We start from the raw sequence: 22,581 nt of genomic DNA, 5'->3' as shown, positions 1-22,581 counted from the left end.
CGTCACGGGAGGAGGCACGGCACCGCTCCGGCACTCAACGGCGCATCGCCGGCAGAACGGCGCCGCGTACCGCCTGCGCCACGGCAGGCCAGATGCGACGGTGTAGCTCCACGTTGCGCGCCCGCTCGGTCGGCACCTCGATCACCGAGACGCTGTCGCCCGCGAGGCTCGCCCGCACGGCCTCGCGGAAGGCCGGCCAGCTCTCGACGCGAGTGAACGCGAGGCCGTAGAGCGCCGCCGCGTGGCGGAAGTCGAGCCCGTGCGGCGTGCCGAACAGCCGCTCGAACTGCTCGCCGTGCTCGGCCTGGGGCAGGAACGAGAAGATCCCACCGCCGTCGTTGTTCAGCAGCACGATCGTCGCGCGCAGTCCGTGCCGGCGAGCGGCCAGTAACCCGTTCATGTCGTGGTAGAACGAGAGGTCACCGATCACCAGAATCAGCGGGGCCGGGAGCGCCGCTGCCGCGCCGAGGGCTGTCGAGACGACACCGTCGATCCCGTTCGCGCCCCGGTTGGCCAGGAAGCGGAGGCGATGCCCGCTGCCGGGAAAGAACGTGTCGAGGTCGCGCACCGGCATGCTGTTCCCGGCGAAGAGCGTCGCGCCGTCGGGAAGCAGCGCGGCCAGCTCGGCGAAGACTCGGCCCTCGAACGGCTCCTGGATCCGCTCCACCTCCTCGCGGATCGTTGCCCGCGCCCGCATGTCGATTGATCGCCACAGCTCGCTCCACCCCGGATCGGGTCGGCAGTCGATACCGGCGAGCTGGGTCGCCAGCGCCTCGGCCAGCGCCGCCGGGTCGGCGTGCACGACGTGGCTTGCCAGATGCAACGGATCGGGCCAGCCGGCCGGATCGACGACGATCTGCTGAGCTCCGGCGTGCCGCTCCAGGTAGAGCAGGAGCGGCTTCGAGGTCGGGATCGCGCCGAAGCGCAGCACGGCCTGCGGCGAGAGCGCGCCGGCGATCTCCGGGTCGCGCAGGAAGGCGTCGTAGGCATCGACGACGAGGTCGCGGTCGTGCGGCCCGCAGCGAACCTGCGAGAGCGGATCGGCGAGGATGGGATAGCCGAGCGTCGCCGCCAGCCGGGCCAGCGCTGGGGCCAGCGCCTCGTCGGGCTGCGGCCCGGCGACGATCACCCCGCGGGGCAGCCCAGCGAGCAGTTCGGCTAGGTCGCGCACCAGAGCCGCGCTCGGCTGCCTCGGCCCGGCCAGGACGCGCGCGAACGGCTCCCCGTCCGGCCGGCCGAGCCAGGCCAGCGCTTCCGGCCCGGAGACGTCCGGCGGCTCGGCTGCCAGCGGGATCAAGGGCTCCCGGAACGGGAAGTTGAGATGAACCGGCCCAGCCGGCTCCTCGCGCGCCGTCGCCGCGGCGCGGGCCGCCAGCGCGCGGGCGTAGCGCAGGAGGAGCGGCGTTCCCTCCGGCAGAGCGACCTCCACGAACCACTTGGCATACGAGCCGTACAGCCGGAGCTGATCGATCGCCTGGGGCGCGCCCATGTCGCGCAGCTCTGGCGGGCGGTCGGCGGTCAGCACGAGCAGCGGTACGCGGCTATAGTGCGCCTCGACCACGGCCGGCAGGAAGTTGGCCGCCGCCGTCCCCGAGGTGCAGACAACGGCCACCGGCTCACGCAGCGCCTTCGCCAGGCCCAGCGCAAAGAAGGCTGTCGAGCGCTCGTCGAGGTGATCCCAGAGGCGGATGCGCGGCTCGCGAGCCAGCGCCAGAACGAGCGGCGTCGAGCGCGAGCCGGGAGCGAAGCAGGCGTGGCGCACCCCAGCGCGCGCCAGCTCGTCGACGAAGGCTCCGACGTAAGCCGCTAGAGCGGCCTGGTAGTCCACCGTTACGCTCCCTCGAGCGCCCGCAGCAGCGGCTGCAACTTCAATTCCGACTCCGCGTACTCAGCCTCCGGGTCGGAATCGGCCAGGATGCCGCAGCCGGCATAGAGGCGGGCCGTCCGGCCGCGGATCAGCCCAGAGCGGAGCGCGACTGCGAACTCGCCCTCCCCGCTCCGGTCGACCCAGCCCACTGGCCCGGCATACCAACCACGGTCGACCGGCTCGTGTGACCGGATGAACGCCAGCGCCGCCGCGCGCGGTACGCCGCCGACTGCTGGGGTCGGGTGCAGCCGCTCCACCAGGTCGAGCACTGTCGAGTCGCCGGCTAGCTCGCCGCGCACAGGCGTGGCCAGGTGGTGAACGTTCCGCATGCTCAAGAGCGATGGCTCCCTTGGGATCTCGAGCGCGCGGCACGCCGGAGCCAGCGCCGCCCGGAGCTCGTCGACCACCACGGCGTGCTCCTGGCGGTCCTTTTCGCTCGCCAGCAGCGCGCCGGCCAGCGCCGCATCCTCTTCCGGCGTCGTCCCGCGCCGGATCGAGCCGGCCAGCGCCATCGTCTCGATCCGGCGCGCATGGAGGCGAACTAGCCGCTCGGGCGTGGCCCCGAGGAAGACGGCGTCGCCGTAGCTGAAGGCGAAGAGCGTGCAGCCGGGGTAGCCAGCGGCGAGCCAGCGCAGCACGCGCTCGACGCTCACCGGCTCCGGCCCCGAGACCTCGACAGCACGCGCGAGTACGACCTTCGCCAGCTCCCCGCGCCGGATCGCCGTAATGGCTCGCTCCACCATCGCCCGCCAGCGCTCCGGGCCGCACAGTTCGCGGCGGACTACCTCAACCGGGAGCGCGCGACCGTTCGTCGCTGGCATGCAGCCGGATGGGGCGGGCTGCAGCAGCAGCGCGCGCAGCCGCCGCAGCTCTTCGAGCTCACCCGCCGGATCGCGCCCCGGCCACGCCACGAGCGTGCTCGCCAGCCACCAGCGGTCGCCCTCACCGAGCAGCAGGAGCCGCGGCAGCACGAGCCGGGCGGCCGGGAAGCTCCGCCAGGCCGGTTCGGTCAGCCGCAGCGGGTCGAAGGCGAAGCCGCCGAGCAGCAGCGGCCCGGCGAGCGCGGGGCTGTCGCTGGGGGCATCGACGAGCGCCCCAGCGGCCAGCCGGCGCCACTCACGCGCGATCTCTGCGGGCGAGACATCCAGGCCGTGCCCCTGGTAGACCCCTCCCGCGCAGGGAGCCGGGCCGAGAGCCAGCGCCTCGCCCAGGCCGACCAGCGCCAGGCTGTCCGCCCCCCACCAGAGCGCACGGGTCAGCTCCACTGGGGCGCGGACGAACCGGGCGATCGGGTCCTGCACTGGAGACGGCTCGACCAGGGTGGCCACGACCGGGCGGCCGCTGGAGTCCGCCTGCCGCTGCGCCTGGCGGGCCAGCGCGTGCAGCCGGGCATCCAGCCCGAGATCGAGCGTGCGCGCTCGGGTCGTCATGCATCCTCCGGTGACTCAGGCAGGCCGACGCTCCGCCGCAGGAAGACCCGGAGTTGGGGGTAGGCATCCTCCAGTCGCTCGGGTTCCCCAGCCAGCACCCAGTTGGTCACCACCTCGTTGATCGCCCCGAACCAGGCCATGCTGGCTAGCCGGGTATCGAGCGGTGGGAGAGCCCCAGCCGCGATTGCCGCCTCCAGGTGGCAGGCGATCAGATCAGCGAAGCGCCGGTGGATCTCCATCAGCTTCAGGTGCGCCTCCGGCCCGGCACCGAGGGCGTCGACCAGGAAGAGACGGGCCAGCGAGCGGTGCGACGAGAACGTGCGCAGCACGACCGCGAGCGCGGCATCGATCTGCCGCGCGGGGTCGCGCTCGGCGGCGACAGCCTGCTCGGCGCGGCTCATCAGGAGGTCGGCCATCCGGTCGAGCAAGGTGAAGAAGAGGGACTGCTTGTTGGGAAAGTGGAAGTAGAGCCCGCCCTTGGAGGTCTCCGCCTCGACGGCGATCTCGTCCATGGCGGCGTCGCGGTACCCACGCCGGGCGAAGACGGCGAGCGCCGCTTCCAGGATGCGCTCGCGGCGAGCGATCGCGCGGAGCTGCTCACGCACCATCGGGCCAGGCCTCCTCCGGTTGAAATCCGACCGACGCGTCGGTCGGATTTCGAGGATACCACGCCCCTGCCCAGCGGGCCAGGGACAGACTGGCTCCGGCTCGGCTGACCGGGTCGACGACTCTTCGCCGGCAGGCTCCCAGCGAATCGGTGCGCCCCGCGCGGCCCTCTATGCCCAGGTGATCGCTTCGATCGCGCCTTCGGGCGAGTAGCGGAGGGCGCCGAGCTTGACCGGCTCGTGCCCCTCCGGGTCACGCCGGGCATCTTCGAGCAGGAGCGGCAGCACGAGCCGGGCGTTGTCTACCAGATCGAGCTGCTCCAGCTCGCCCGCGCGAACCCAGCACAGTTCCCCCTCCGGCGACGATGCCGGAAACGGTACCAGCTCGTCTTCTCCGGGAAGCTCGCCGGTGAAGTAGAGCAGGAGGGTGAGTGGCCCACCTGGACGGGCATGGAGCAGCACCCGGCGCAGTGCCAGGTTGCGCACCTGCTCTGCCTGGATCCCTGCCTCCTCGCCCAGCTCGCGCAGCGCCGCCGCTCGCAGGCGCTCCAGCTCATGCGGCTCGACCCGTCCGCCTAGTCCCGTCCACTGGCCGGGGAAGCGCGCCCGGTGCTCGGCCCGGCGCAGGAGCAAGCATCGCTCTCCCCGCAAGAGGAGAACGAGCGTGTAGGCCGCCAGGCTGTCCGGGCGCTCCGCCTCGCTCATACCCCGACCGCGCTATCTCCTCCGGTCTCCCCTCCAGAGGCGGAGGGACACTCTCGGCAGTGGGCTTGCCTTACCGGCATACGTCCCGGCGCTGCTGCATTGTAGTGCACAGCCCGCTGCCCGGAGGTGATGCCGGCACCGGCAATGCGAGGCTCGATAGGCCGCGCCCCTGCCGTCGCCGCGTCTCAGGGGAACCCCCTAGTTGCTGGGGTTGGCGACGTGCTTGCGCCTGGCAGAGGGATCACCGGCCCGCGGGAGGCCCGCGCGGGCGAGCGCGGCGATGCGCGGCTCACGCCGAGGGTGGAAGCACCGTATCCGGATCCTCGAAGGGATCCCAGCTCAGCGCCTCGTCGACGCTGTCGAACCAGTTGATCGCCGAGCGGTTCAGCACCGCGATCACCGTCGGCGGGCGGAAGAAGTAGCGCAAGTAGCCCGGCTCGACCGAGCAGACACCCGGCACCTCGCGCAGCAACTCGATCAGGCTCGGCTGCTCGGGCGTCGCGACCAGCGTCTCGTCGAAGGGAGAGTCGGCGAACCGGTTGGTGGCGAGGTAGCTGAGCCCGTGGATCGGTGGGAGCGAGGCCCCCTGGTGGCGCACGATCCAGTAGAGCGGAGGTTCGACCATCCAGCGTAAATCGTCGCCGGCGAGCTCTCCAGGCTCCCCGGCGACTCCTCTGTTATCCAGGAGCGGCTTCTCGTCGCCGACCGCCACGCGAGACCTTTCGCTATCCGATCCCAAGACTGCGGCTCTCCAGGCCGGCAGGAGCAGAGGATAGCACGCCAGGAGGCCCAGCGACAACGATACAGTGGATTCGGTCACAGCCTCGATCGTCTCTCCCCGGCAACCGGTTTACCCTGAGCGCCCGGCGGTATCTCGGATACGATACGATTTGCCTCGTTACCGGATTGTCGCTGGCCGAGCTCGCGCAGCAACGCGGGGATGGACAATGTCTTTGAGGATGATCGCAGTCACCATCCACGCCGGTGACCAGGAGCCGGTCCGCCAGGCGCTGCTGGACGAGCATCGTCCCCAGGCTCTATGGTCGCAAACCATCCAGGATGATCGAGTCTTGCTCTGGATCGTTGTCGACGAGGGGCAGACCGAGGCGCTGCTCGACCGACTGGAAAGCCGGTTCGGCGCCAGGGAGGGTTTCCGCGCTGTCGTGCTGCCTGTCGAGGCTGCACTGCCCCGCCCAGAGGAGCCGGCTACACCTTCGGGAGACAGGCATTCCAGCGGGGCTGCGCCAGCCAACCATATTGGACGGATCAGCCGCGAGGAGTTGTACGACGACATCGCCGGCGCTGCTCACCTCACACCGGTCTTTATCGCGATGACCCTGCTCTCGGCCGTCGTCGCCATGTTCGGATTACTCAAGAACAACGCAGCAGTGATCCTCGGGGCTATGGTGATTGCCCCGCTTCTCGGGCCGAACCTCGCCCTCTCCCTGGCCACGACGCTCGGCGATCTCGACCTGGCCCGCAAGGCTGTCAAGGCAAATCTCGTGGGGACCGGAGTGCCGTTCCTGCTGGCGGCGATCTCCGGCACGGTTCTTCCTGTGAATCCCCAGGTAGACGAAATCGCTCTGCGCACCTTCCTCGAGCCGAGCGCGCTCGTCGTGGCCCTGGCGTCCGGGGCTGCAGGAGCGCTCGCCTACACGACTGGCGTGGCAACAGCGCTCATCGGAGTGATGGTCGCGGTTGCCCTTCTGCCGCCGCTCGTCGTCTGCGGGCTCCTGATTGGTGCCGGCTACTGGGATCCCGCTTTCGGAGCCTTCCAGCTCTTCGCGAGCAACTTGATTTGCGTGAATCTGGCTGGCGTACTTACCTTCCTCGCCCAGGGTGTGCGCCCACGACGGTGGTGGGAAGTCCAGCGGGCACAGCGGGCTACTCGAATCGCATTGTCACTCTGGAGCCTCTCGTTCGTGCTCCTGATCGTCATTCTCTGGTTCGGCCGCCGGTAGATGCGCTCGCAGTAGCTAGCGGGGATACGAGCGAGCGGCGACCAGATCAGGCCGGCCCACCCAGATGGCTCCTGAACCAGTCCAGGATCCGAGCCAGGAAATCCCGCCGGTGCTCGGGCGGCCCCTCTCGCAGCATGCCGTGCGAGCCACCCGGATAGCGGACGAACTCGGCCTCGCAGCCGGCCTTCACCAGCGCCACGAACATCTGCTCCCCCTGGCCGATCGGGCAGCGCTCATCGGCCTCGCCGTGCACGATCAGGGTCGGAGTCCTGGCACGGTGCGCAAAGGTGGAAGGCGAGTGCGCCTCGTACCACTCACGGTCGGCGTGGGGCGGCCCACCCCACTGGAGCTCGCCGAAAACGTGGCTGATGTCGCTGGTGCCGTACATCGACTCGAGATCGAACGCCGGCGCCCCGCAGACAGCCGCCTTGAAGCGGTCGGTCTGCCCGATGATCCAGGCGGTCATGTAGCCGCCGTAGCTGTAGCCCCACACGCCGAGCCGATCCGGATCGGCGTACGGCCGCTCGAGCACCGCATCGACTACCGCCATCAGGTCGAGATAGTCCTGGCCGCCCCAGTCCCGCCGCACCTGCTGAGCGAAGCGTCGCCCGTAGCTGGTCGAGCCACGGGGGTTGGAGTAGACGACGAGGAAGCCGCTGGTCGCCAGGAGCTCGCGGGTCGGATCGAAGCCGTAGCCGTAGAAGGAGTTGGGCCCGCCGTGGATGGCGAGCACCAGAGGGTAGCGTTTCGCCGGGTCGAAGTCCGGGGGGAAGAGCAGCCAGGCCTCGATCGTAAACTCGTCGCGGCGCACCTCGAACCGTTCCCAGCGCGCCGGCGGATGCTCCTCGAGCAGCGCCCGGTTCCAGCTCGTGACGAGGCGCAGCTCTCCGGTCTCGCGGTCGAAGACCGAGATCTCGTCTCCAGCCTCCAGGCTGCTGAAGGCCTGGGCGACGTACCGGCCGGCGCGATCCACGCTCAGGCCGCTGCGCAGGGACGGCCCGTACTCGAGCTGCTCGACCGCCCGTGTCGTCACGTCGATCCGGTAGAGACCGCTGGCACCGGCACGGAAGGCGTGGAAGAGCACGCGCTCGTCGTCCAGCCAAACCGGCTGCGAGGATGCGTAGACCTCGACGAGGTAGGGCAGATCGTCGGTCAGCCGGCGCGAGGTGTCGCTCGCGAGGTCGTACAGGAAGAGGTCGTGGTGCCAGGACTTCTCCGGGTCGGCGGCGTAGAGGATCCGGTCGCCGCTGGGAGACCAGGCCCAGGCGCCGATCACGCCCGTCTCCGGTCCTACCACCCGCGGCTCGCCGCCGTCGACTGGGACGAGCACGAGCTGGGAGAAGATCCCGTTTAGCCGGAGGCGCCGCGCGGCGATCCAACGCCCGTCAGGCGACCACTGCGGCAGCTCGTGATCCAGCGGCTCGTTCGTGAGTCGCCGCCGCTCGCCACTCACGACGTCCACGACGAAGACCTGCTGCCGGGCATCGCCCAGATAGCCGCGTCCGTCTTGCTTATAGTCGATACGGCGGGTAACCCGCACCCGGGGAGGCGCGTCTTTCGGCGGCTCCTCCTCGTTCGGGTTCTCCGGGTCGAACGTGGTCAGGTAGGCGAGCTGCCGGCCGTCCGGCGACCAGGCCAGACCGCTGATCGGCTGGCGATGCCGGGTGACTTCCCGCGCCTCGCCCCCCTCGTCCAGCGGCAAGACGAAGATGCCGCTCTTCTCGACCCGGTCGGAGACGAAGGCGATGGAGCAACCATCGGGCGACCAGCGTGCGCCGCCGTTCCGCTGGCCGCTCCAGGTGAGCCGGCGCGGCTGGCCGCCGTCGATCTGGCAGAGCCAGAGGTGGGAGGTCATCTTCTTCGTGCCCGGGTCGACCTCGGTGAGGGTGTAGACGATCCGGCTGCCGTCAGGGGAGACCTGCGGGTCGCCCGGCTGCTTCCAGGCGTAGATCAACACCTCCGGCGTCAGCGGCTGCCCCATCGTCCCGCTCCTATCCGCGTCGAGTCATCGTGCCACCTGCGGCAGCATACCGCACGTGGCTCACCCTTGTGTCTGCCCCGGCTCCTCTTCCTCGACCCGCTCGGCCAGTCGACCACCGAAGCGCATGAAGGTCGGGCGCCCCGACTCGCCATCGATGAAATCGATTCGCATGCCCCGGTAGTCCCCCTCTGTGACGAGAAACTCGTTCAGGCTGATCGGCTTCGCTACGATGGGCGGGAGCTTGGTCTGCTCGCCGGTCAGCGGGTGCTGCACCGTCGACTCAACTGCGATGCCGTCGTGCTCGACCCGTACCATCTGCTCGACGCCCGGGCGGCGATACAGGCCAGCCACCCGCTCGAGCTGCTCCGGCGCGACCGACACGACTGCCGGCTGCGCGATGGTAATCCCGCAGTAGCGCTCGAGCGCCCACTCCTCGATGTCGCGGATCGCCGCGGTGCCGCGGCTGGAATTCGTCAGAACGGCAACAGCGAAACGCTGCTCAGGCACCAGGAGGAGCTGCGCCTGGAAGCCATTGGTCGAGCCGCCGTGTTCGACGATCCGCGCGCCACCCGGGGTGCGGATCGCCCACCCGATGCCGTAGGCATCGGCGAAGTTCGCCGCCACTACCTGGGGCTGCTGCATCGCCTCGACCGAGGCTGGGCTCAAGAGCTGGGTATCCCCAATGCGCCCGCCGTCGAGGTGAAGCGCCGCGAAGCGCAGCAGATCGCCGACGGTGGAGATGATCCCGCCGGCCGGGTTGCTGCTCCGCGGGATCGGGTAGGGCCGCGCTATCTGCGGCCCCGCGCCCGAGACCGGGTCATAGCTGTGGCCCACCGAGACAGGGAACGTGATCGCCTCGTGCGCGAAGAAGGTGGAGCGGGACATCCCCAGCGGGTCGAAGATGCGCTCCTTCACCACCTGCTCATATGGTTTCTCCAGCAGCACCTCGATCACGCGACCCGCCAGGTTGAAGCCGCTGTTGCAGTAGCTCCAGAGCTGGCCCGGCCGCGTCCACTGCCGGAGCGTGTGCAGGTTGGCGACATACTTCGCGAGCGCGTCGTCGCCCCAGCCGAAGTCGGCGAAGTAGTCCCCTTCGATCCCCGATGTGTGCGAGAGCAGGTGACGGAGCGTGATCGCGCGCTGGGCCTCGGCGTCGGCGAGCTCGAGATTCGGAAGGTACTGGACGACCGGGGTGTCGAGGTCGACCTTCCCTTCATCGACGAGCTGCATGACGACGGTCGCGGTAAAGACCTTCGTGATCGAGCCGATTTGAAAGAGGGTGTCTGGACGAACTGGGCAACCGGTCTCGGCGTGCGCGACGCCGAACCCTCGCTCTTCGGTCGAGCCGTCGTGCAGGACGGCGACGGCCAGGCCCGGCACCTTCCAAGTGTCCAGGCGGTCACGGACGAAGACCCCGAGCTCCTCGAATACTGCGCTTTCAGCCACTGCGTACCACCTTTCCTCCTACCATCGCCAGAGCTACTCTTTTACCGTCCGATGCGGGCCGTGCGCCCCTGCGGGTCGAGGGCATCGCGCAGCCCATCGCCGAGCAGGTTGAACCCGAGAACGGTCAGTGCGATCGCTACCCCGGGAAAGGTCGCGATCCACCACTCATCGCGCAGGTACTCACGACCGGTCGCGAGCATGGCACCCCACTCCGGGGTGGGCGGCTGCGCCCCCATCCCGATGAAGCTGAGCGCGGCGGCCGAGAGCACTGCGCCAGCGAAGCCGAGCGAGGCGAGCACGATGATCGGCGAGAGGGTATTCGGCAGGATGTGAACGAAGAGGATCCGGGCCGAAGAGCAGCCGATCACCCGTGCCGCCTCGACGAACTCGTCGTGCTTGAGCGAGAGCACCTGTCCCCGCATCAGCCGGGCGTACGCCGGCATCGAGCCGATGCCCACGGCAACCATCACGTTCGGTAGCCCCGGGCCGAGGACTGCGATGATCGCCAGCGCGAGGAGCAGGCCGGGGAACGCCAGGAGCACATCGACCAGCCATTGCCCGGCCGCGTCCAGCCACCCTCCGACGTAGCCAGTCAGCAAGCCCAGCAGCGAACCCAGCGTGCCGGCGATCCCGATCGCGATGATCCCGACCTGCAGGGAGATCCGCGCGCCGTGGATCACCCGCGTGAACACGTCCCGGCCAAAGTCGTCGGTACCGAATGGGTGGGCCAGGCTCGGCGGGAGGAAGCGGTTCGAGAGATCCATCGCGACCGGATCGTATGGGGCGACGAGCGGCCCGACGAGCGCGACTGCCAGGAGTACCGCGACGATACTCCCGCCGAGCAGGGCACTCCGGTGCCCGGAGAGCCTCCGCCACAGCGAGGGGGGACGACCCCGCAGCCTCTGGAGCCGCTGCTGTTGTCCAACTGCTGCCAGTTCAGCCATCGTCGCTGGCCCGCCCGATCACCGGCACGCGCTTCTCACGAGTAACTCACCCGCGGGTCGATCAGGCAGTAGAGCAGATCGACCACGAGGTTCACCACCACGTAGATGACGGCGACGAAGAGGACGATCCCCTGGATGAGCGGAAAGTCGCGGGCCTGCAACGCGCTGACCGCCAGGAGGCCGACGCCAGGGTAAGCGAACACGGCCTCGATGATGAACGCGCCCGACAGGAGCTGTCCGAGCTGCAGGCCCACGATCGTCACCACCGGAATCAAGGCGTTGCGTAGCGCGTGCCGCGCGATCACCGCCGACTCCCGCAGCCCCTTGGCCCGCGCGGTGCGCACGTAATCGCGGGAGAGCTCTTCCAGTAGGCTCGAGCGGGTCATGCGGGCCAGGATGCCCGAGGTCAGGACTCCGAGGGTGACCGCGGGCAAGACCAGGTGTCGCCAGGTGGCAGCGCCGGACACTGGGAACCAGCCGAGCTGCACGGCGAACAGGAGGATCAGCATCAGGCCGAGCCAGAACCCGGGGAGCGACACTCCGAGGATCGCGATCACCATCGTCGCTGCATCGATCCACGACCCTTTGAACATCGCCGCCACCATGCCAGCGCCGACCCCGAACAGCACGGCGACGGAGAGGCTGGCCACGGTGAGTTTGACCGTGTTGGGCAGGCGAGTCACGATCTCGCTGGTGACCGGCTGCTTCGTGCGGAACGATCGTCCCAGGTCACCCTGGAGCGCCCTGCCGAGGAAATGCAGGTACTGGCGGTGAATCGGCAGGTCGAGCCCGAGCTGGTGCCGGAGCGCCGCGCGCTGCTCGGGCGTCGGCCGCGGCTGGTTGGCGAACATGATGTCGATCGGGTCTCCCGGGACGAGCCGCACCATGGTAAAGACCAGCAAGCTGACACCGAAGATCACCAGGATGGCCGAGACCAGTCGTTTCAGGAGATATTGCCGCATCCATCCAGCCTTCGAGACGGCTGCCCGCCATGCCTAGCCGCGACCGCGCCGGGGCGCTCAACTCTCGATGGTGGCATCCTCGTAGACGTAGATCCCCTGCGGCCCGATCTTGAAGCCCTTCACCTCTTTGCGCGCGCCGACGACCGAGACCGGTGACCACAGCGGCACCATGGCGGCATCCCGCAACATGATCTTCATCGCCTCGAAGTACAACCGGCACCGCTCCTCGTGGTCGACGACCCGGCTCGCCTCGACGACCAGCTTCTGGTACTCCTCGGGGCGATACAGGCCGATACCGGCCGTCGTCTGGGTCATCATCAAGAGCATGTGCGGCTCGGTCCAGCCCCAGCTCATCAGATCGAAGTGCGAGGTGTCGTCCGCCGTCCCGAGACGTGCCAGCAAGCTTCCCGGCTCCATCGTCTCCAGCTTGACGTCGAAGCCGATCTGGTTGAGCTGGTTCTGGATCACCTGCGCGACCTTCTCCTGCGTCGTCGCGTTCCACGTCCACAGCGTCACCTGCAACGGCTGCCCGTCCTTCTGGCGTACGGAGCCGCCGGACGGTAGCGTCCACCCGGCTTCATCCAGAAGCTGGGCCGCGCGCTGGGGATCGTAGTGGTAGCCGAACTGCTCGATCGCCGGATCGTAGCACGCGACGCCCGTCGGCAACGGGCCGTAGTTCCGCACGGCGAGCCCCTCGAGCACGGTCGCGATGATCTCGTCGGCGTTCACGCCGTAGGCGACAGCCTGGCGGACTCGGACGTCGTCGAACGGCGGGCGGAAGATCGCGCCGTATTGGCCCTGCGGGGGATCCATGTGGAACTCGAGGAAGCTGATCCCGACGCTCTGCTCGACTCGGAAGATCTGGACGTCCGGGTTGCCCTCGAAGTCCGCCACCGCATGCGGGGGCACCGCCAGCACGTTGATCTCCCCCGTCTCGAAGGCGGCGATCTGCGTCTGCTCGTCCGGGATGTTGCGGAACACGAGCTCGCTGACCAGCGGCGCGCCCTTGTTCTCGACGTAGGAGCGGAAGTTCCTGTAGTCCGGGTTGCGCTCGAGGACGATCTCCTCGCCGGCGCGCCATTCCTTGAACTTCCACGGGCCTGTCCCGACCGGGTTCTTGCCGAACTCGTCGCCGTACTTCTCGACGGCAGCGGGCGAGACGATCCCGAAGTACCCGGTGCAGAGATTGCCCAGGAACGGCGCGAAGGGCTCCTTCAGCCGCATCCGCACGGTGAGGGGATCGACGACCTCGGTCGACTCCAGGCTGGTGATCCAGGCGGCAGCGGGAGCCCCAGTCTGCGGGTCGAGGATCCGGTCGAAGGTGAACTTCACCGCGTCGGCATTGAACTCGGTGCCGTCATGAAACGCGATGCCCTCGCGGAGCGAGAAGGTGTACTCCAGGCCATCGTCGGAGATCTCCCATTCCCTGGCCAGGATACCCTCGACGTGGAGGTTGGCGTCCCAGGACACCAGCGGATCGAAGATGTTGGTGAACACCTGCCAGGAGAGTGATGCGATCGTGTGGTGCGGGTCGAGGCTGTCCGCGTCACCGGTACGCCCGACTACGATCCGCCCGGAGACCCGCTGGGGCGTCTCCGTCGCTTGAGCGGCGGTCGGCGTCGCTTGAGCCGGCGCTGGCGTCTCCCAGCCCGCTGGCTCCGTCGCCTCTGGCTCACCGCCGCAGGCCGCCAGGAGACTGCCGAGGCCGAGCGCTCCAGCCGCGGCAAGGCCCGACGCCAGGACACGGCGGCGACTTAGCCGCGTCGCGAGCCGCATACCCCGAGCATCGCGCGTCATGCCTGCGTTGCACTCAGTCATGGTTCTCCTCCTCTTCTCTGTCCGGATGTTCCCCTGCTGGCACGACGAACACCCTCTACACCGCTACGAGTGTGATCCGTCTCCCCCGCGTCCGGCCTCGCCGCGCGAGCGCGCTGCCCGGCGTCGACGCCGTTGCGGATAGGTCGCTCGCGATGCGTGCGGGAAAAGCACAGGCGTAAACTCGAGCGTAACCTCCCCGCCCTCCTGGTCGAGCGACTGAAACAGATCGATCAGCTCCTGGAGCCGCTGCTTGAACTCGCGCGCCCGCTGGGGCGTCGTCCTGACGATCCAGCGATGGACCAGGCTCATGTCCGGATGCTGCGAAAACACGCCTTGGACGAGCGCCGCGCGGAGATGCCAGGCTGTCAGGTCGAGCGTCGTCATGACGAGCTCGACGCTGGCGTCGAGCCGCTCCTGGCCATCCCCGCCCTGGAGCATCGCTAGCGGCAGCCGGTAGAACCGCGCGACCGCCCGGTAGTACTTCGTCTGGATGCCAGACTCGATCGCGGTTCGAACCAGCCGGATCAGTCCCGCTTTCTCTAGCTCGCGGACGTGGTAGTAGAGCGTGGTGGATCGAATGCCGAGCCGCTCACCCACCTGCGCCACGTTGAGCGCCTGTTCCTGGAGCGCCTCCAGGACGGCGAGCCGTAGCGGATGCAGGCAGGCGCGAAGGGTTTCGAGGTCTTCGATCACGAAGACCTCGGCAGGCTCGAACGCATCCTCCTGATTGTGCTCTGCGTCGCTCATGGTAACTCATTCTATGAGTCTTCAACATTCAAATGTTGTTGAACGGAGTCTAACGGCCGCTGGACACCGAGTCAAGGGGGGAGACGGCGTTACGCCTGCGGTGGGAAACGCGGGCCTCGGCTACTGCTGCGAGCCTCCGGCCCGGGCCGCTCCGCTTCCGGGCGAGCGCGCCGAGTACAATGGGTACCGTGGTCGCGCAGTCCGGTTCCGCGCCGTCTCCCCGGAGGAGCTATCGCTGCGTTCACGGTCTCCGGCGGTACGTCCGAGGTACGGCTCGGCGCGGAACGGTCGCTGGAGCTCACCACCGCCAGCAGAGAGAGGCGAGCCCGCGGGCACGGTGTCGCCTCGTTCGAGCAGACCTGCCTGTCCTGGCAGCGCAGCGTCCAGAGCGGCGAGTCCCAGGGTCGCACCCCGCATGCCCCGCCGGCAGAGATTCGGGAGGTCGTCTACCAGGTCTGGCCGGCCTGGCGACCGGCGCACTCGACTGGCTGGTCACGGTGACGATCGCGGTTGGAAGACGAGGCCGGGTGAGCCAGACCTCCAGCCCTTGTACCTGTACGTACACCTCTGCCATACTTGAGCGTGTGCAGCGCGGTTACCGCGGCTAGCAGGCTCCCGGCATCACGAGCGCGGAGGATTGTCATGGAGACCGCGTATCCTTTCCGTTCCGAGCCGCCCAGAGTCCGGCTCCTCACCTCGGAGTCAGCGTCCCATCCGTTCGCGCTCACCATCGCGGCCGCCTGGTCCTGCTATGGCCCGCGTCCAGCCAAGGTCGAGAGCGTGCTCGACCTGCTCGACGAGTCCCGAGACGAGCCGGGAGACGAGACCCGGCTGGCGCGCCGGCGTCGCGCTCACCGCCTCTACGCTGACCTCTTCGAGGCCGGCCACCACACCACCTTCCAGCACGCCAACTTCGTCTTCGTGCTCGACGGCGTCTCTCGTCTGGCCATCTGGTCGTTCTTCCACCACCATCCCTTCTACAACTCCGAGCAGGTCTCGCAGCGCTACCGCGAGGTCTCAGGCAAGACGATGGTCACGCCCGACCTGCCCGAGCCGCTGCTCGAGGTCTACCGGAGTGCCATCGATCGGGCCCTGGCGGGCTACCGCCGCCTGACCGAGTTGCTGATCCCGGACATCACTGCCCGCTACGCGCAGGTCTTCCCGGCACGAGCCCGGGCGCGCAGCCCCGAGGCCGCTCAGAAGCTGCGCACGGCCGTGCAGCGGCGGGCCCAGGAGGTGGCTCGCTACGTGCTCCCGCTGGCGACGCCAGCGCACCTCTACCACACCATCAACGGGCTGACCCTGCTGCGCTACTACGTCCTGGCCAACCAGCTCGACGCGCCGGCCGAGGTGCGCTACCTGGTGAACCGGATGGTCGAGGAGGTGCTGAAGGTCGACCCGTACTTCCTCGGCGCGCCCGGGCACCCGCTCGACCTCCAGGTGCTGGCGGCCGAGGACACGCTCGAGTACCAGGTGCTGGCCCAGCTCCAGGAGACCCTGCAGCGGCCGGCCAGCGAGGCCTTCTTCCGCGAGTTCGACCAGGCGCTCGAGGACTACGACTCGAAGCTGGTCAGCTACAACCCCGATTCAGAGCGACTGCTGGCCGACGCCGTGCGGGCCGTGCTCGGACGCACCCGCGAGGAACTGCCCGACCGGGAGGCGATCGCCGAGGTGCTCGACCCGGCCCGCAACCGGTACCTCGGGCATCCCCTCTTCCTGGCCATGCATTCCAAGCTGATGCAGACCATGGCCCACGTCCCCTTCACCTTCCAGAAGCGGATCAGCGGCGCCGAGGACGCCCAGAACCAGCGCCACCGCGGCACGATCTCCTCCGGGCCGGTCCTGACCGCCCATCTTCGCCAGGAGCCGGACGTGATCATCCCGGCCGACATCGCCCGGGTACCGGCGGCGCTCGACGAGTACCTGGCGACCATCCAAGCGCTCTGGGACGCGAAGAATCGACTGCTGGACGCCGGCGTGCCGGCCGAGCAGGTGCTCTACCTGCTGCCCAACAGCCACCGCGTCCGCTTCTACGAGTCGGGGACGCTGCTCACCTACTTCTGGAAGTGGGTGAAGCGGCTCTGCTACAACGCCCAGACAGAGATCTTCGAGACCGCGCGACAGGAGACCGAGCAGGTCGCGCGCGTGTTGCCGGAGATCGGCCGCTATGTAGCCAGGCCGCCCTGCGTCCTGCGCAGCGAGGCCGGCATGCGCCCCGCCTGCCCGGAGGGGGAGCGCTACTGCGGCATCCCGGTCTGGCGCGACTACGAGTTCGCCGAGCTTGCCCAGCGCCGCGTGCTCTGACCCAGCCGCGCTACGGCGCGACCTCTATAGCGACGTTGTCGAAGGAGGCCTGGCCGGGCACGTCGGAGAACCCCTCGGCGTAGACCCCAGGGATGCCGCGCGAGACGCTGCTGTCGTCGAACGCCGCCACCTCCGTGCCGTTGATCACGAATGTGATGCGGCTGCCGATAGCCGACATCATCAGCGTGTTGAAGTCGGCTGGGTAGAACAGGTTGGAGGGCGTCGGCTCGACGAGCGAGGTGTACTGGCTGTCGACGAAGACGCCGCACCCGTAGGCCGCCTGGCTAGTGATGTAGCAGAGATAGAAGCTCAGGTTGCCCCTGTCGTCAACCTTGATGACCGCGAGGTCGTCACAGGTGCTGACGCCCACGAAGCGCGCCGGTCGCTCACGGTTGCTGCCCGCGGGGACCACGGTGATGGCAGCCGCGCCCTCCACGACGTGCGCATTGGTGACGAGGCACGTCTGGCAATAGGTCATTGGTATCAATTCCCAATGTCTGAACCTCGCGCCAGCCTCCAGAGACCGATCCGGCGGCTCACCGATCCGCGGCACTCGTCGAGCCAGCACGCTCGCGGAAGAGCACGGCCGCGAGCTGCGCGCCGAGCAAGGCCGCCAGCGCGACGAAGTACACGAACACCAGGAACGCGACGACCCCGCCCAGCGTGCCGTAGACCACGTCGTAGCGGCCAACGCGCGCGACGTAGAAGCCGAACCCGGCCCGGATCAGCTCGATGCCCAGCGCGGCGGCGAAGGCGCCGATCGCCAGATCGCGCCAGCCCGGCCGTGACGCGGGGAGGACAGCATAGGCCAGCAGGGTCAGCCCCCACGTCAGGAAGAGCGAGAGCGGCCACAGCACCCAGCCAGCAGGCACCCACTCTAGCTCGACGCCCAGCCGACGCGGGATAACCGCGAGCACGCTCAACAGCAGGCCGAGCGCCGTCCACAGCACCGCCAGCGCCACGAGCCCCAACACCGCCAGCAAGTCGATGAGCCGGCCCCGGATATAGGGCCGGGGGCGGGTGACCTCGAAGGTATCGCTCAGCGCGCTGCGCAGGGCACCGACGACCTGGCTGGCCCCGAGCAGGGAGCCGAGGAGCCCGATGACACCGAGCAGGCCGCCGCGAACGCCGGACAGCTCAGCGATAGCGCGCTCGATCTCGTCGCCGAAGTCGGCGGCCTGAGGAACCTGGGAGATGACGAAGTCGACCACGCGCTCTCGCGTCGCCGGGTCACCGACGACTAGGCTCACCAGGCTCACCAGCAGGATCAGGAAGGGGAAGAAGGAGAGCAGCGCATAGTAGGCCAGCGCCGCGGCGTAGGTCCCTCCTTGGTGCCGGGAGAAGCCCTGGACGACCTCGGCTCCGAGGCAAGCCGGATACCACCGCCGCACTCTCTCCACGGTCGCGCCGGCCCGGATGCGCACAGCTCGAATCACCATGCCGCACCCCTCTCCGAACAGGCGGGGGATCGCCAGGCGCCGGGGTCTTGCATCGATTTCACGCGGCCGAACTTGGAAATTGGCCCCTGACTAACCGGACCTGGTGCCGGTAGAGTTACCGTCATGGACTGATCGCCTGATCTTCCGAGGGCCGATGATGAAACCGGTCGACGCTGGCGAGTCCGCACCAATCCGAGATCTCTCGACACCTCGCCGGACCGCGAAGATCCGGCAAACGCTGCTCGTCGTTCTCCTGCTCAACCTGCTCGTCGCGATCGCCAAGCTGGCCTATGGCCTCATCAGCGGCAGCCTCAGCATGACTGCCGACGGTATCAACTCGCTGATGGATGGCGCTGCGAACGTCGTCGGACTCATCGGTCTGGCCATCGCCGCCCGGCCGCCGGATCCCAATCACCCCTACGGGCACCGGCGCTTCGAGACCATCACCGCGCTGGCGATCGCGATGGCAATGGTACTCGCGGTCATCCAGATCGTGCAGGAAGCCTGGCATCGCTGGCAGGCGGGGACGATCCCCGAGGTGACCCCCTTCAGCTTCGCGATCATGGGCGGAACGCTGCTTGTCAACGTCGGCGTGACGCTCTGGGAGCGCCGCCGGGGGCGGGAGCTACGGAGCTCGATCCTGGTTGCGGACGCCAAACACACCGCAGCCGACGCGCTCGTCTCGATCTCGGTCATCGCCGGGCTCGCCGCCGTGCGGTTCGGGTTTCCAACCGCCGATCTCGTCCTGGCCATCGCGGTCGCGGGGGTGATCACCTGGGGCGCCTGGACGATCATGCGAGACGCGGCGCTGACGCTCTCCGATACTGCCGCCGCTCCGGTCGAGGTCATCGAGCGCGCCGCGCGGACGGTTCCGGGCGTCCGAGGGATCCACAACATCCGCACCCGCAGTGGCGAAGGGCTCGTCTGGGTCGATCTGCATATCCAGGTCGACCCCCACCTGCGCGTCGAGCAGGCACACGAGATCGCCAGCGCGGTAGCCGCTCGAGTCGAAGAGGAACTGGGCCAGCCCGCCGACGTAACCGTCCATATCGAGCCGGCCACCAGCCGGCACCTGCGACCGACCCGAGGCTATCGTCCCTGGCACGAAGAGCGCTGACGCACTCGCCGAGCCGCAGCATCGCAGGCCACGGCGTGCTATCATTGCGCTAGTACTCAGCGTCACAGCGAGAGCGTCGCTTACGAAGAGGAGCGTGCGCCATGTCGCGCTTGCAGGTCGCTATCTGGTTCGCGCTGCCGCTGGTCGGGCTGCTGATCCTGATGACCTTCGCTGGCTACATCTACGGCGCGCTCGCAGTCGCCGGCCTCGCCGGCCTGGTCGCGGTGGTTCTGCTCCTCGTCATCTTCTTCTCCCGCGGCCAGCGCACCAGCACGAAGCCGCCGGGAGGAGAATGACGCCAGCGGCCTCGAGCGAGCCAGGAGCCTGATCCAGGCCACTGCCGCTGGCGAGCCCGACTGTGGACACTCCGCATCGCCGAGCCGGGAGCAGCGAGGGCGAACGCCGAGCCCTGCCCGCGCTCTTGAGGGTAACCGTCTATCGCCACTCACCGCCGGATCGAGCTATGGCCGACCTGCTCACCGTCGTGACCGCCTTCGCTGCCTTCCTGGCCGGCCCGCCGTTCCTCGCCTCCTGCGCCGACCACGCTGACCGCTGCGATCGAGCTGGAGACACGCTGGGGGCCTTCGCCTGGACGCTGGCCGGCGTGCTCGGCGCCTACGGCGTGGGGTTGGCCTTCCTCGTCCTGGTGATTATGGCCGCCCGGTCATAGTCTAGCGGGGCGACCCGCTCTTCGCGCCTACAGGGCACTGGCGACATCGTCTGCCAGCGCGGTCGCCCGGCGTAGGGCATCTTCTATCCGATTGCGCTGGCGCACGAGCTGCGTCCAGAGGAACCGGTACTCGTCGCTCACCGGGTCGAGCCCGGCGAGCCGGCGCATGGGCGCCAGCCCCGGCAGAACCGGGAGCTGCAGTGCCGGGTCGAACTCGTACGGTCCCTTGACGGTGAAGAGGACTGGGTTGAGCAGCCGCGACAGCTCGCGCATGCCCCGGTTCAGCTCGGCTACCTGCCCGCCGTCGTCGCTGGCTCGCTGTGCGGCCACGTCGAGCCGCTCGGCGGCCCGCTGGAACGCCTGCGCGCGCTCCAGCGCCGGTGCCAGGTTCAGGTGCGCGCCGGCGGCCTCCTGCAGCTCACCCAGGTGGCGCAGGAAATCGCCAGCGACTGGCACGAACCGGTACGGGTGCCGCCGCGGCAGGCACATCCGGGCGATCATCGTCACGTAGACGCGGGTGTCGTCGGCTAGGACACCGGCATCGGCCTTGTCCAGCGTGTCGTGGGGGGTATGCCACCACCAGCCACCGCCAGAGCCGCCGACGGCCTTGCGGTCGGGGTGGTCGGGCGGGAGCATCCGGAATGCCCCCAGCGAGGGTAGCCCAACCCCGAGGAACGACTGGTCGCCGGCCTTGAGCGGGCGACGAAGGTTCGGCTCCTGCCCGGACAGCTCTCGCACGACGGCGGCGGTGACGTGCTCCACCTCGGCCGTGTTGTAGCGACAGTCCCAGACGGAGGCACCACGGATCCCCGGGGAGTCGATGTTGAGATAGCCCAGGCAGCGCTCGCGCAGTTCCATGAAGTGCGTATCCGCGTACCAGGTCGAGCCGGAGTAGCGGCCCGTCGAGTGGCCCGGCCACCAGGCGAAGCGCACGCCGTAGTGCAGTGCCTCCTGATCCTGCGCCAGGATACAGGCCATCTCGATCAAGCTGGCATCGCCGGTCGCGTTGTCGGTGATCCCCTCGTACCACGAATCGATATGAGCGCCGACGAGCAGGAACGCCCCCTCGGGGTCGCGACCGGGGATATCGGCCACCACCAGTGGCAGCCGCATCCACTCGGTACGGACTTTCGAGGTCAGCCGAGCGCGCACTGGCCCGGCAGCGCAGGCCTGGGCCAGCCGCTCGCCGTCGGCGTTGGTCACACCGAGGGCCGGGATCTTCGGGATGCTCGGGGCGGTCTCGGGCGTCGGCGTGCCCCAGACCGGCGTCGCGATCATCTCGTGGATGGCAGGCTCGTCCGAGGGCCAGATGTGCACGTGGGCCAGCGCGCCGCGCTCCTCGGCCCGGCGGATCCCGTCTGGGCCGCCGTCGGCGGTGAGGACGATCTTGCCCCGGACATCGCGCCCTTCGTAGTCACCAGCCACTGCCCGGTGGGTAAAGATCATCTCCCCCTGGCCCGGCTTCTGGAACGGGATGAAGACGAGCTCCGCCTCGATCCCCTCCGGCGGCGTGACTCCGCCGAACGAGCGCGGCCGGGCTGGGATCTCCTCGCTCCTCCCGTCCGGATAGGTGACGACGAGCGTCGCCTCGAGCGGCCAGGAGATGAGCGAGTCGAAGGTGAGGATCTTCACCTTCGCGCCGGCCGCGCTCACCTGCTCCGCCACGTACTCGGCCGCCCGGAGCTCATCCTCGCTCCCGCTGTCGCGGAAGAGAGTGCTGAAGCGTTCGAGGTGCCGCTGCAACCGCTCAGCGGAGACCACCTGCCGCAACCGGCGCTCGACCTCCGTCGCTACCTGGCTCATCGCATCCCTCCCCTACGGTCACACCCGGGCCGGCTGCCGGACGGCGACCAGCTCGGCCACGATCCGTCCCAGCAGCGAGCGGGCCAGGATGACCGGCTTCCCCGTCACCTCGGCCACCACCTGGCGCATCGGCTCGTCCATGCCGATACAGGTCATCCAGACCAGCTCGCAGCCGGCGTCGCGCAGCTCCTCCGCCGCCCGGCGGACTAACGGCAGCCGCTCCTCGCCGGCGTAGGGGGAAGCGCTGGTCACGACCGCTTCGATGCCCAGCGCGCGATAGCGCTCCACCTCGCTCGCCACCTGACCGGGCGAGGGCTTGATGACGCCGAGCTTCCGCCCGAAGGCGAGCGACGCGATCACCGCTGGGAACAGCCGCCCCGGGTTCACGAGCGGCACCGGCGAGTCGATCGCGCTCCAGTCCGCCCCGCAGAGGATCACGACCAGATCGGCCCCCTCGTCCCGCACCAGCTCGTCGACCAGACGCTGCATGCGCGGAAGGATCTTGCGCTGCGAGAGCAGTGTCTCGCCGCCTCCGCGTAGCCGCGCCACGATGCCGACCTCGCCGGGATCCGGTGCCAGCGCAGCGATCTCCTCGGTTCCGAGGCCGTTCAAGTTGCCGCGCTCGACGATCCGGACATCCGGCGGCAGGAGCGCGTGGATATCGGGGATGACGTCGTCGCGCGGTGCCTCGGCGATAGTGACGAAACCGACGGTAGACATCGCCTCATCCTCCCGGGTCACAGCGGCCCATCGGCCCCACTCTATCGCATCTGGCCCGGGCG

20 protein-coding genes are annotated in these 22,581 nt (G+C 68.9%); 5 read left to right on the top strand and 15 right to left on the bottom strand.

What is annotated here, in order from left to right; genetic code table 11:
* Positions 1–34 precede the first annotated feature (34 nt).
* From menD to NET02_RS09360, 5 genes are all read right to left on the bottom strand, one after another.
* Complete coding sequence (gene menD / locus NET02_RS09380) at positions 35–1,828, bottom strand: 2-succinyl-5-enolpyruvyl-6-hydroxy-3-cyclohexene-1-carboxylic-acid synthase (protein ID WP_284057140.1); 1,794 nt, start codon at positions 1,826–1,828, stop codon at positions 35–37.
* Positions 1,829–1,830: 2 nt separating this feature from the next.
* Entirely contained in the window at positions 1,831–3,297 is a 1,467-nt protein-coding gene (locus NET02_RS09375; RefSeq protein WP_284057139.1) for an isochorismate synthase, read from the bottom strand.
* The gene (locus tag NET02_RS09370) at positions 3,294–3,905 is read right to left on the bottom strand and encodes a TetR/AcrR family transcriptional regulator (protein WP_284057138.1); all 612 of its coding nucleotides are present in this window, start codon (positions 3,903–3,905) and stop codon (positions 3,294–3,296) included. The genes NET02_RS09375 and NET02_RS09370 overlap by 4 nt, the downstream gene beginning before the upstream one ends.
* Before the next feature lie 168 nt (positions 3,906–4,073).
* The gene (locus NET02_RS09365) at positions 4,074–4,607 is read right to left on the bottom strand and encodes an NUDIX domain-containing protein (RefSeq protein WP_284057137.1); all 534 of its coding nucleotides are present in this window, start codon (positions 4,605–4,607) and stop codon (positions 4,074–4,076) included.
* Positions 4,608–4,896: 289 nt separating this feature from the next.
* Positions 4,897–5,319, bottom strand: coding sequence for a hypothetical protein (locus NET02_RS09360; RefSeq protein WP_284057136.1), 423 nt, complete (start codon positions 5,317–5,319; stop codon positions 4,897–4,899).
* Positions 5,320–5,566: 247 nt separating this feature from the next.
* Here NET02_RS09360 and NET02_RS09355 point away from each other — a divergent pair, with 247 nt between their 5' ends.
* Entirely contained in the window at positions 5,567–6,568 is a 1,002-nt protein-coding gene (locus tag NET02_RS09355) for a TIGR00341 family protein (protein WP_284057135.1), read from the top strand.
* Between the two features lie 46 nt (positions 6,569–6,614).
* Here NET02_RS09355 and NET02_RS09350 read toward each other — a convergent pair whose 3' ends face one another.
* The 6 genes from NET02_RS09350 to NET02_RS09325 form a co-directional block, all read right to left on the bottom strand.
* Entirely contained in the window at positions 6,615–8,549 is a 1,935-nt protein-coding gene (locus tag NET02_RS09350) for a S9 family peptidase (RefSeq protein ID WP_284057134.1), read from the bottom strand.
* Positions 8,550–8,609: 60 nt separating this feature from the next.
* Complete coding sequence (locus tag NET02_RS09345) at positions 8,610–9,995, bottom strand: serine hydrolase domain-containing protein (protein WP_284057133.1); 1,386 nt, start codon at positions 9,993–9,995, stop codon at positions 8,610–8,612.
* Between the two features lie 41 nt (positions 9,996–10,036).
* Positions 10,037–10,939: an ABC transporter permease gene (locus NET02_RS09340; RefSeq protein WP_284057132.1), complete on the bottom strand. Its 903-nt coding sequence runs from the start codon at positions 10,937–10,939 to the stop codon at positions 10,037–10,039.
* 35 nt (positions 10,940–10,974) lie between these two features.
* Complete coding sequence (gene nikB / locus NET02_RS09335; protein WP_284057131.1) at positions 10,975–11,901, bottom strand: nickel ABC transporter permease; 927 nt, start codon at positions 11,899–11,901, stop codon at positions 10,975–10,977.
* 57 nt (positions 11,902–11,958) lie between these two features.
* Complete coding sequence (locus NET02_RS09330) at positions 11,959–13,719, bottom strand: ABC transporter substrate-binding protein (RefSeq protein ID WP_284057130.1); 1,761 nt, start codon at positions 13,717–13,719, stop codon at positions 11,959–11,961.
* Between the two features lie 63 nt (positions 13,720–13,782).
* Positions 13,783–14,466 carry an ArsR/SmtB family transcription factor gene (locus tag NET02_RS09325; protein WP_284057129.1) on the bottom strand — a complete coding sequence of 228 codons (684 nt, stop codon included), beginning with the start codon at positions 14,464–14,466 and terminating at the stop codon, positions 13,783–13,785.
* Positions 14,467–15,108: 642 nt separating this feature from the next.
* Between NET02_RS09325 and NET02_RS09320 the strand changes: the two genes are divergently transcribed.
* Entirely contained in the window at positions 15,109–16,770 is a 1,662-nt protein-coding gene (locus NET02_RS09320) for an FAD-dependent thymidylate synthase (protein WP_284057128.1), read from the top strand.
* 10 nt (positions 16,771–16,780) lie between these two features.
* Here the strand turns inward: NET02_RS09320 and NET02_RS09315 are convergent, their stop codons facing one another.
* Positions 16,781–17,248: a hypothetical protein gene (locus NET02_RS09315; RefSeq protein WP_284057127.1), complete on the bottom strand. Its 468-nt coding sequence runs from the start codon at positions 17,246–17,248 to the stop codon at positions 16,781–16,783.
* A gap of 58 nt (positions 17,249–17,306) precedes the next feature.
* Positions 17,307–18,209 (bottom strand): YihY/virulence factor BrkB family protein, encoded by a 903-nt coding sequence (locus tag NET02_RS09310; protein WP_284057126.1) that lies wholly within the window; start codon positions 18,207–18,209, stop codon positions 17,307–17,309.
* Between the two features lie 154 nt (positions 18,210–18,363).
* Here NET02_RS09310 and NET02_RS09305 point away from each other — a divergent pair, with 154 nt between their 5' ends.
* The 3 genes from NET02_RS09305 to NET02_RS09295 all read left to right on the top strand — a co-directional run bounded on the left by NET02_RS09305 (position 18,364) and on the right by NET02_RS09295 (position 19,996).
* A complete protein-coding gene (locus NET02_RS09305; protein ID WP_284057125.1) occupies positions 18,364–19,326 on the top strand; it encodes a cation diffusion facilitator family transporter in 963 nt (320 codons plus the stop codon).
* 101 nt (positions 19,327–19,427) lie between these two features.
* A complete protein-coding gene (locus NET02_RS09300; protein WP_284057124.1) occupies positions 19,428–19,622 on the top strand; it encodes a hypothetical protein in 195 nt (64 codons plus the stop codon).
* Positions 19,623–19,789: 167 nt separating this feature from the next.
* Positions 19,790–19,996: a hypothetical protein gene (locus tag NET02_RS09295; protein ID WP_284057123.1), complete on the top strand. Its 207-nt coding sequence runs from the start codon at positions 19,790–19,792 to the stop codon at positions 19,994–19,996.
* Between the two features lie 27 nt (positions 19,997–20,023).
* On the opposite strand, the gene NET02_RS09290 is transcribed toward NET02_RS09295, so the two are convergent.
* Together NET02_RS09290 and NET02_RS09285 are read right to left on the bottom strand one after the other, a co-directional pair.
* Positions 20,024–21,799, bottom strand: coding sequence for a M28 family peptidase (locus NET02_RS09290; RefSeq protein WP_284057122.1), 1,776 nt, complete (start codon positions 21,797–21,799; stop codon positions 20,024–20,026).
* Positions 21,800–21,817: 18 nt separating this feature from the next.
* Entirely contained in the window at positions 21,818–22,519 is a 702-nt protein-coding gene (locus NET02_RS09285) for an AroM family protein (protein WP_284057121.1), read from the bottom strand.
* Positions 22,520–22,581 lie beyond the last annotated feature (62 nt).

Source organism: Thermalbibacter longus (assembly GCF_023806485.1).
Lineage (GTDB): Bacteria > Chloroflexota > Chloroflexia > Thermomicrobiales > Thermomicrobiaceae > Thermalbibacter > Thermalbibacter longus.
Note: the sequence above shows the minus strand (reverse complement) of the source record. Positions and strands in the feature narration are given on the sequence as shown.

Bases quoted from the DNA above. Each gene is read 5' to 3' on its own strand.
- NET02_RS09375 (WP_284057139.1), bottom strand. From the start codon at position 3,297: ATGACGACCCGAGCGCGCACGCTCGATCTCGGGCTGGATGCCCGGCTG.
- NET02_RS09370 (WP_284057138.1), bottom strand. From the start codon at position 3,905: ATGGTGCGTGAGCAGCTCCGCGCGATCGCTCGCCGCGAGCGCATCCTG.
- NET02_RS09365 (WP_284057137.1), bottom strand. From the start codon at position 4,607: ATGAGCGAGGCGGAGCGCCCGGACAGCCTGGCGGCCTACACGCTCGTT.
- NET02_RS09355 (WP_284057135.1), top strand. From the start codon at position 5,567: ATGATCGCAGTCACCATCCACGCCGGTGACCAGGAGCCGGTCCGCCAG.
- NET02_RS09350 (WP_284057134.1), bottom strand. From the start codon at position 8,549: ATGGGGCAGCCGCTGACGCCGGAGGTGTTGATCTACGCCTGGAAGCAG.
- NET02_RS09340 (WP_284057132.1), bottom strand. From the start codon at position 10,939: ATGGCTGAACTGGCAGCAGTTGGACAACAGCAGCGGCTCCAGAGGCTG.
- nikB (WP_284057131.1), bottom strand. From the start codon at position 11,901: ATGCGGCAATATCTCCTGAAACGACTGGTCTCGGCCATCCTGGTGATC.
- NET02_RS09330 (WP_284057130.1), bottom strand. From the start codon at position 13,719: ATGACTGAGTGCAACGCAGGCATGACGCGCGATGCTCGGGGTATGCGG.
- NET02_RS09325 (WP_284057129.1), bottom strand. From the start codon at position 14,466: ATGAGCGACGCAGAGCACAATCAGGAGGATGCGTTCGAGCCTGCCGAG.
- NET02_RS09320 (WP_284057128.1), top strand. From the start codon at position 15,109: ATGGAGACCGCGTATCCTTTCCGTTCCGAGCCGCCCAGAGTCCGGCTC.
- NET02_RS09315 (WP_284057127.1), bottom strand. From the start codon at position 17,248: ATGACCTATTGCCAGACGTGCCTCGTCACCAATGCGCACGTCGTGGAG.
- NET02_RS09310 (WP_284057126.1), bottom strand. From the start codon at position 18,209: ATGGTGATTCGAGCTGTGCGCATCCGGGCCGGCGCGACCGTGGAGAGA.
- NET02_RS09305 (WP_284057125.1), top strand. From the start codon at position 18,364: ATGATGAAACCGGTCGACGCTGGCGAGTCCGCACCAATCCGAGATCTC.
- NET02_RS09300 (WP_284057124.1), top strand. From the start codon at position 19,428: ATGTCGCGCTTGCAGGTCGCTATCTGGTTCGCGCTGCCGCTGGTCGGG.
- NET02_RS09295 (WP_284057123.1), top strand. From the start codon at position 19,790: ATGGCCGACCTGCTCACCGTCGTGACCGCCTTCGCTGCCTTCCTGGCC.
- NET02_RS09290 (WP_284057122.1), bottom strand. From the start codon at position 21,799: ATGAGCCAGGTAGCGACGGAGGTCGAGCGCCGGTTGCGGCAGGTGGTC.
- NET02_RS09285 (WP_284057121.1), bottom strand. From the start codon at position 22,519: ATGTCTACCGTCGGTTTCGTCACTATCGCCGAGGCACCGCGCGACGAC.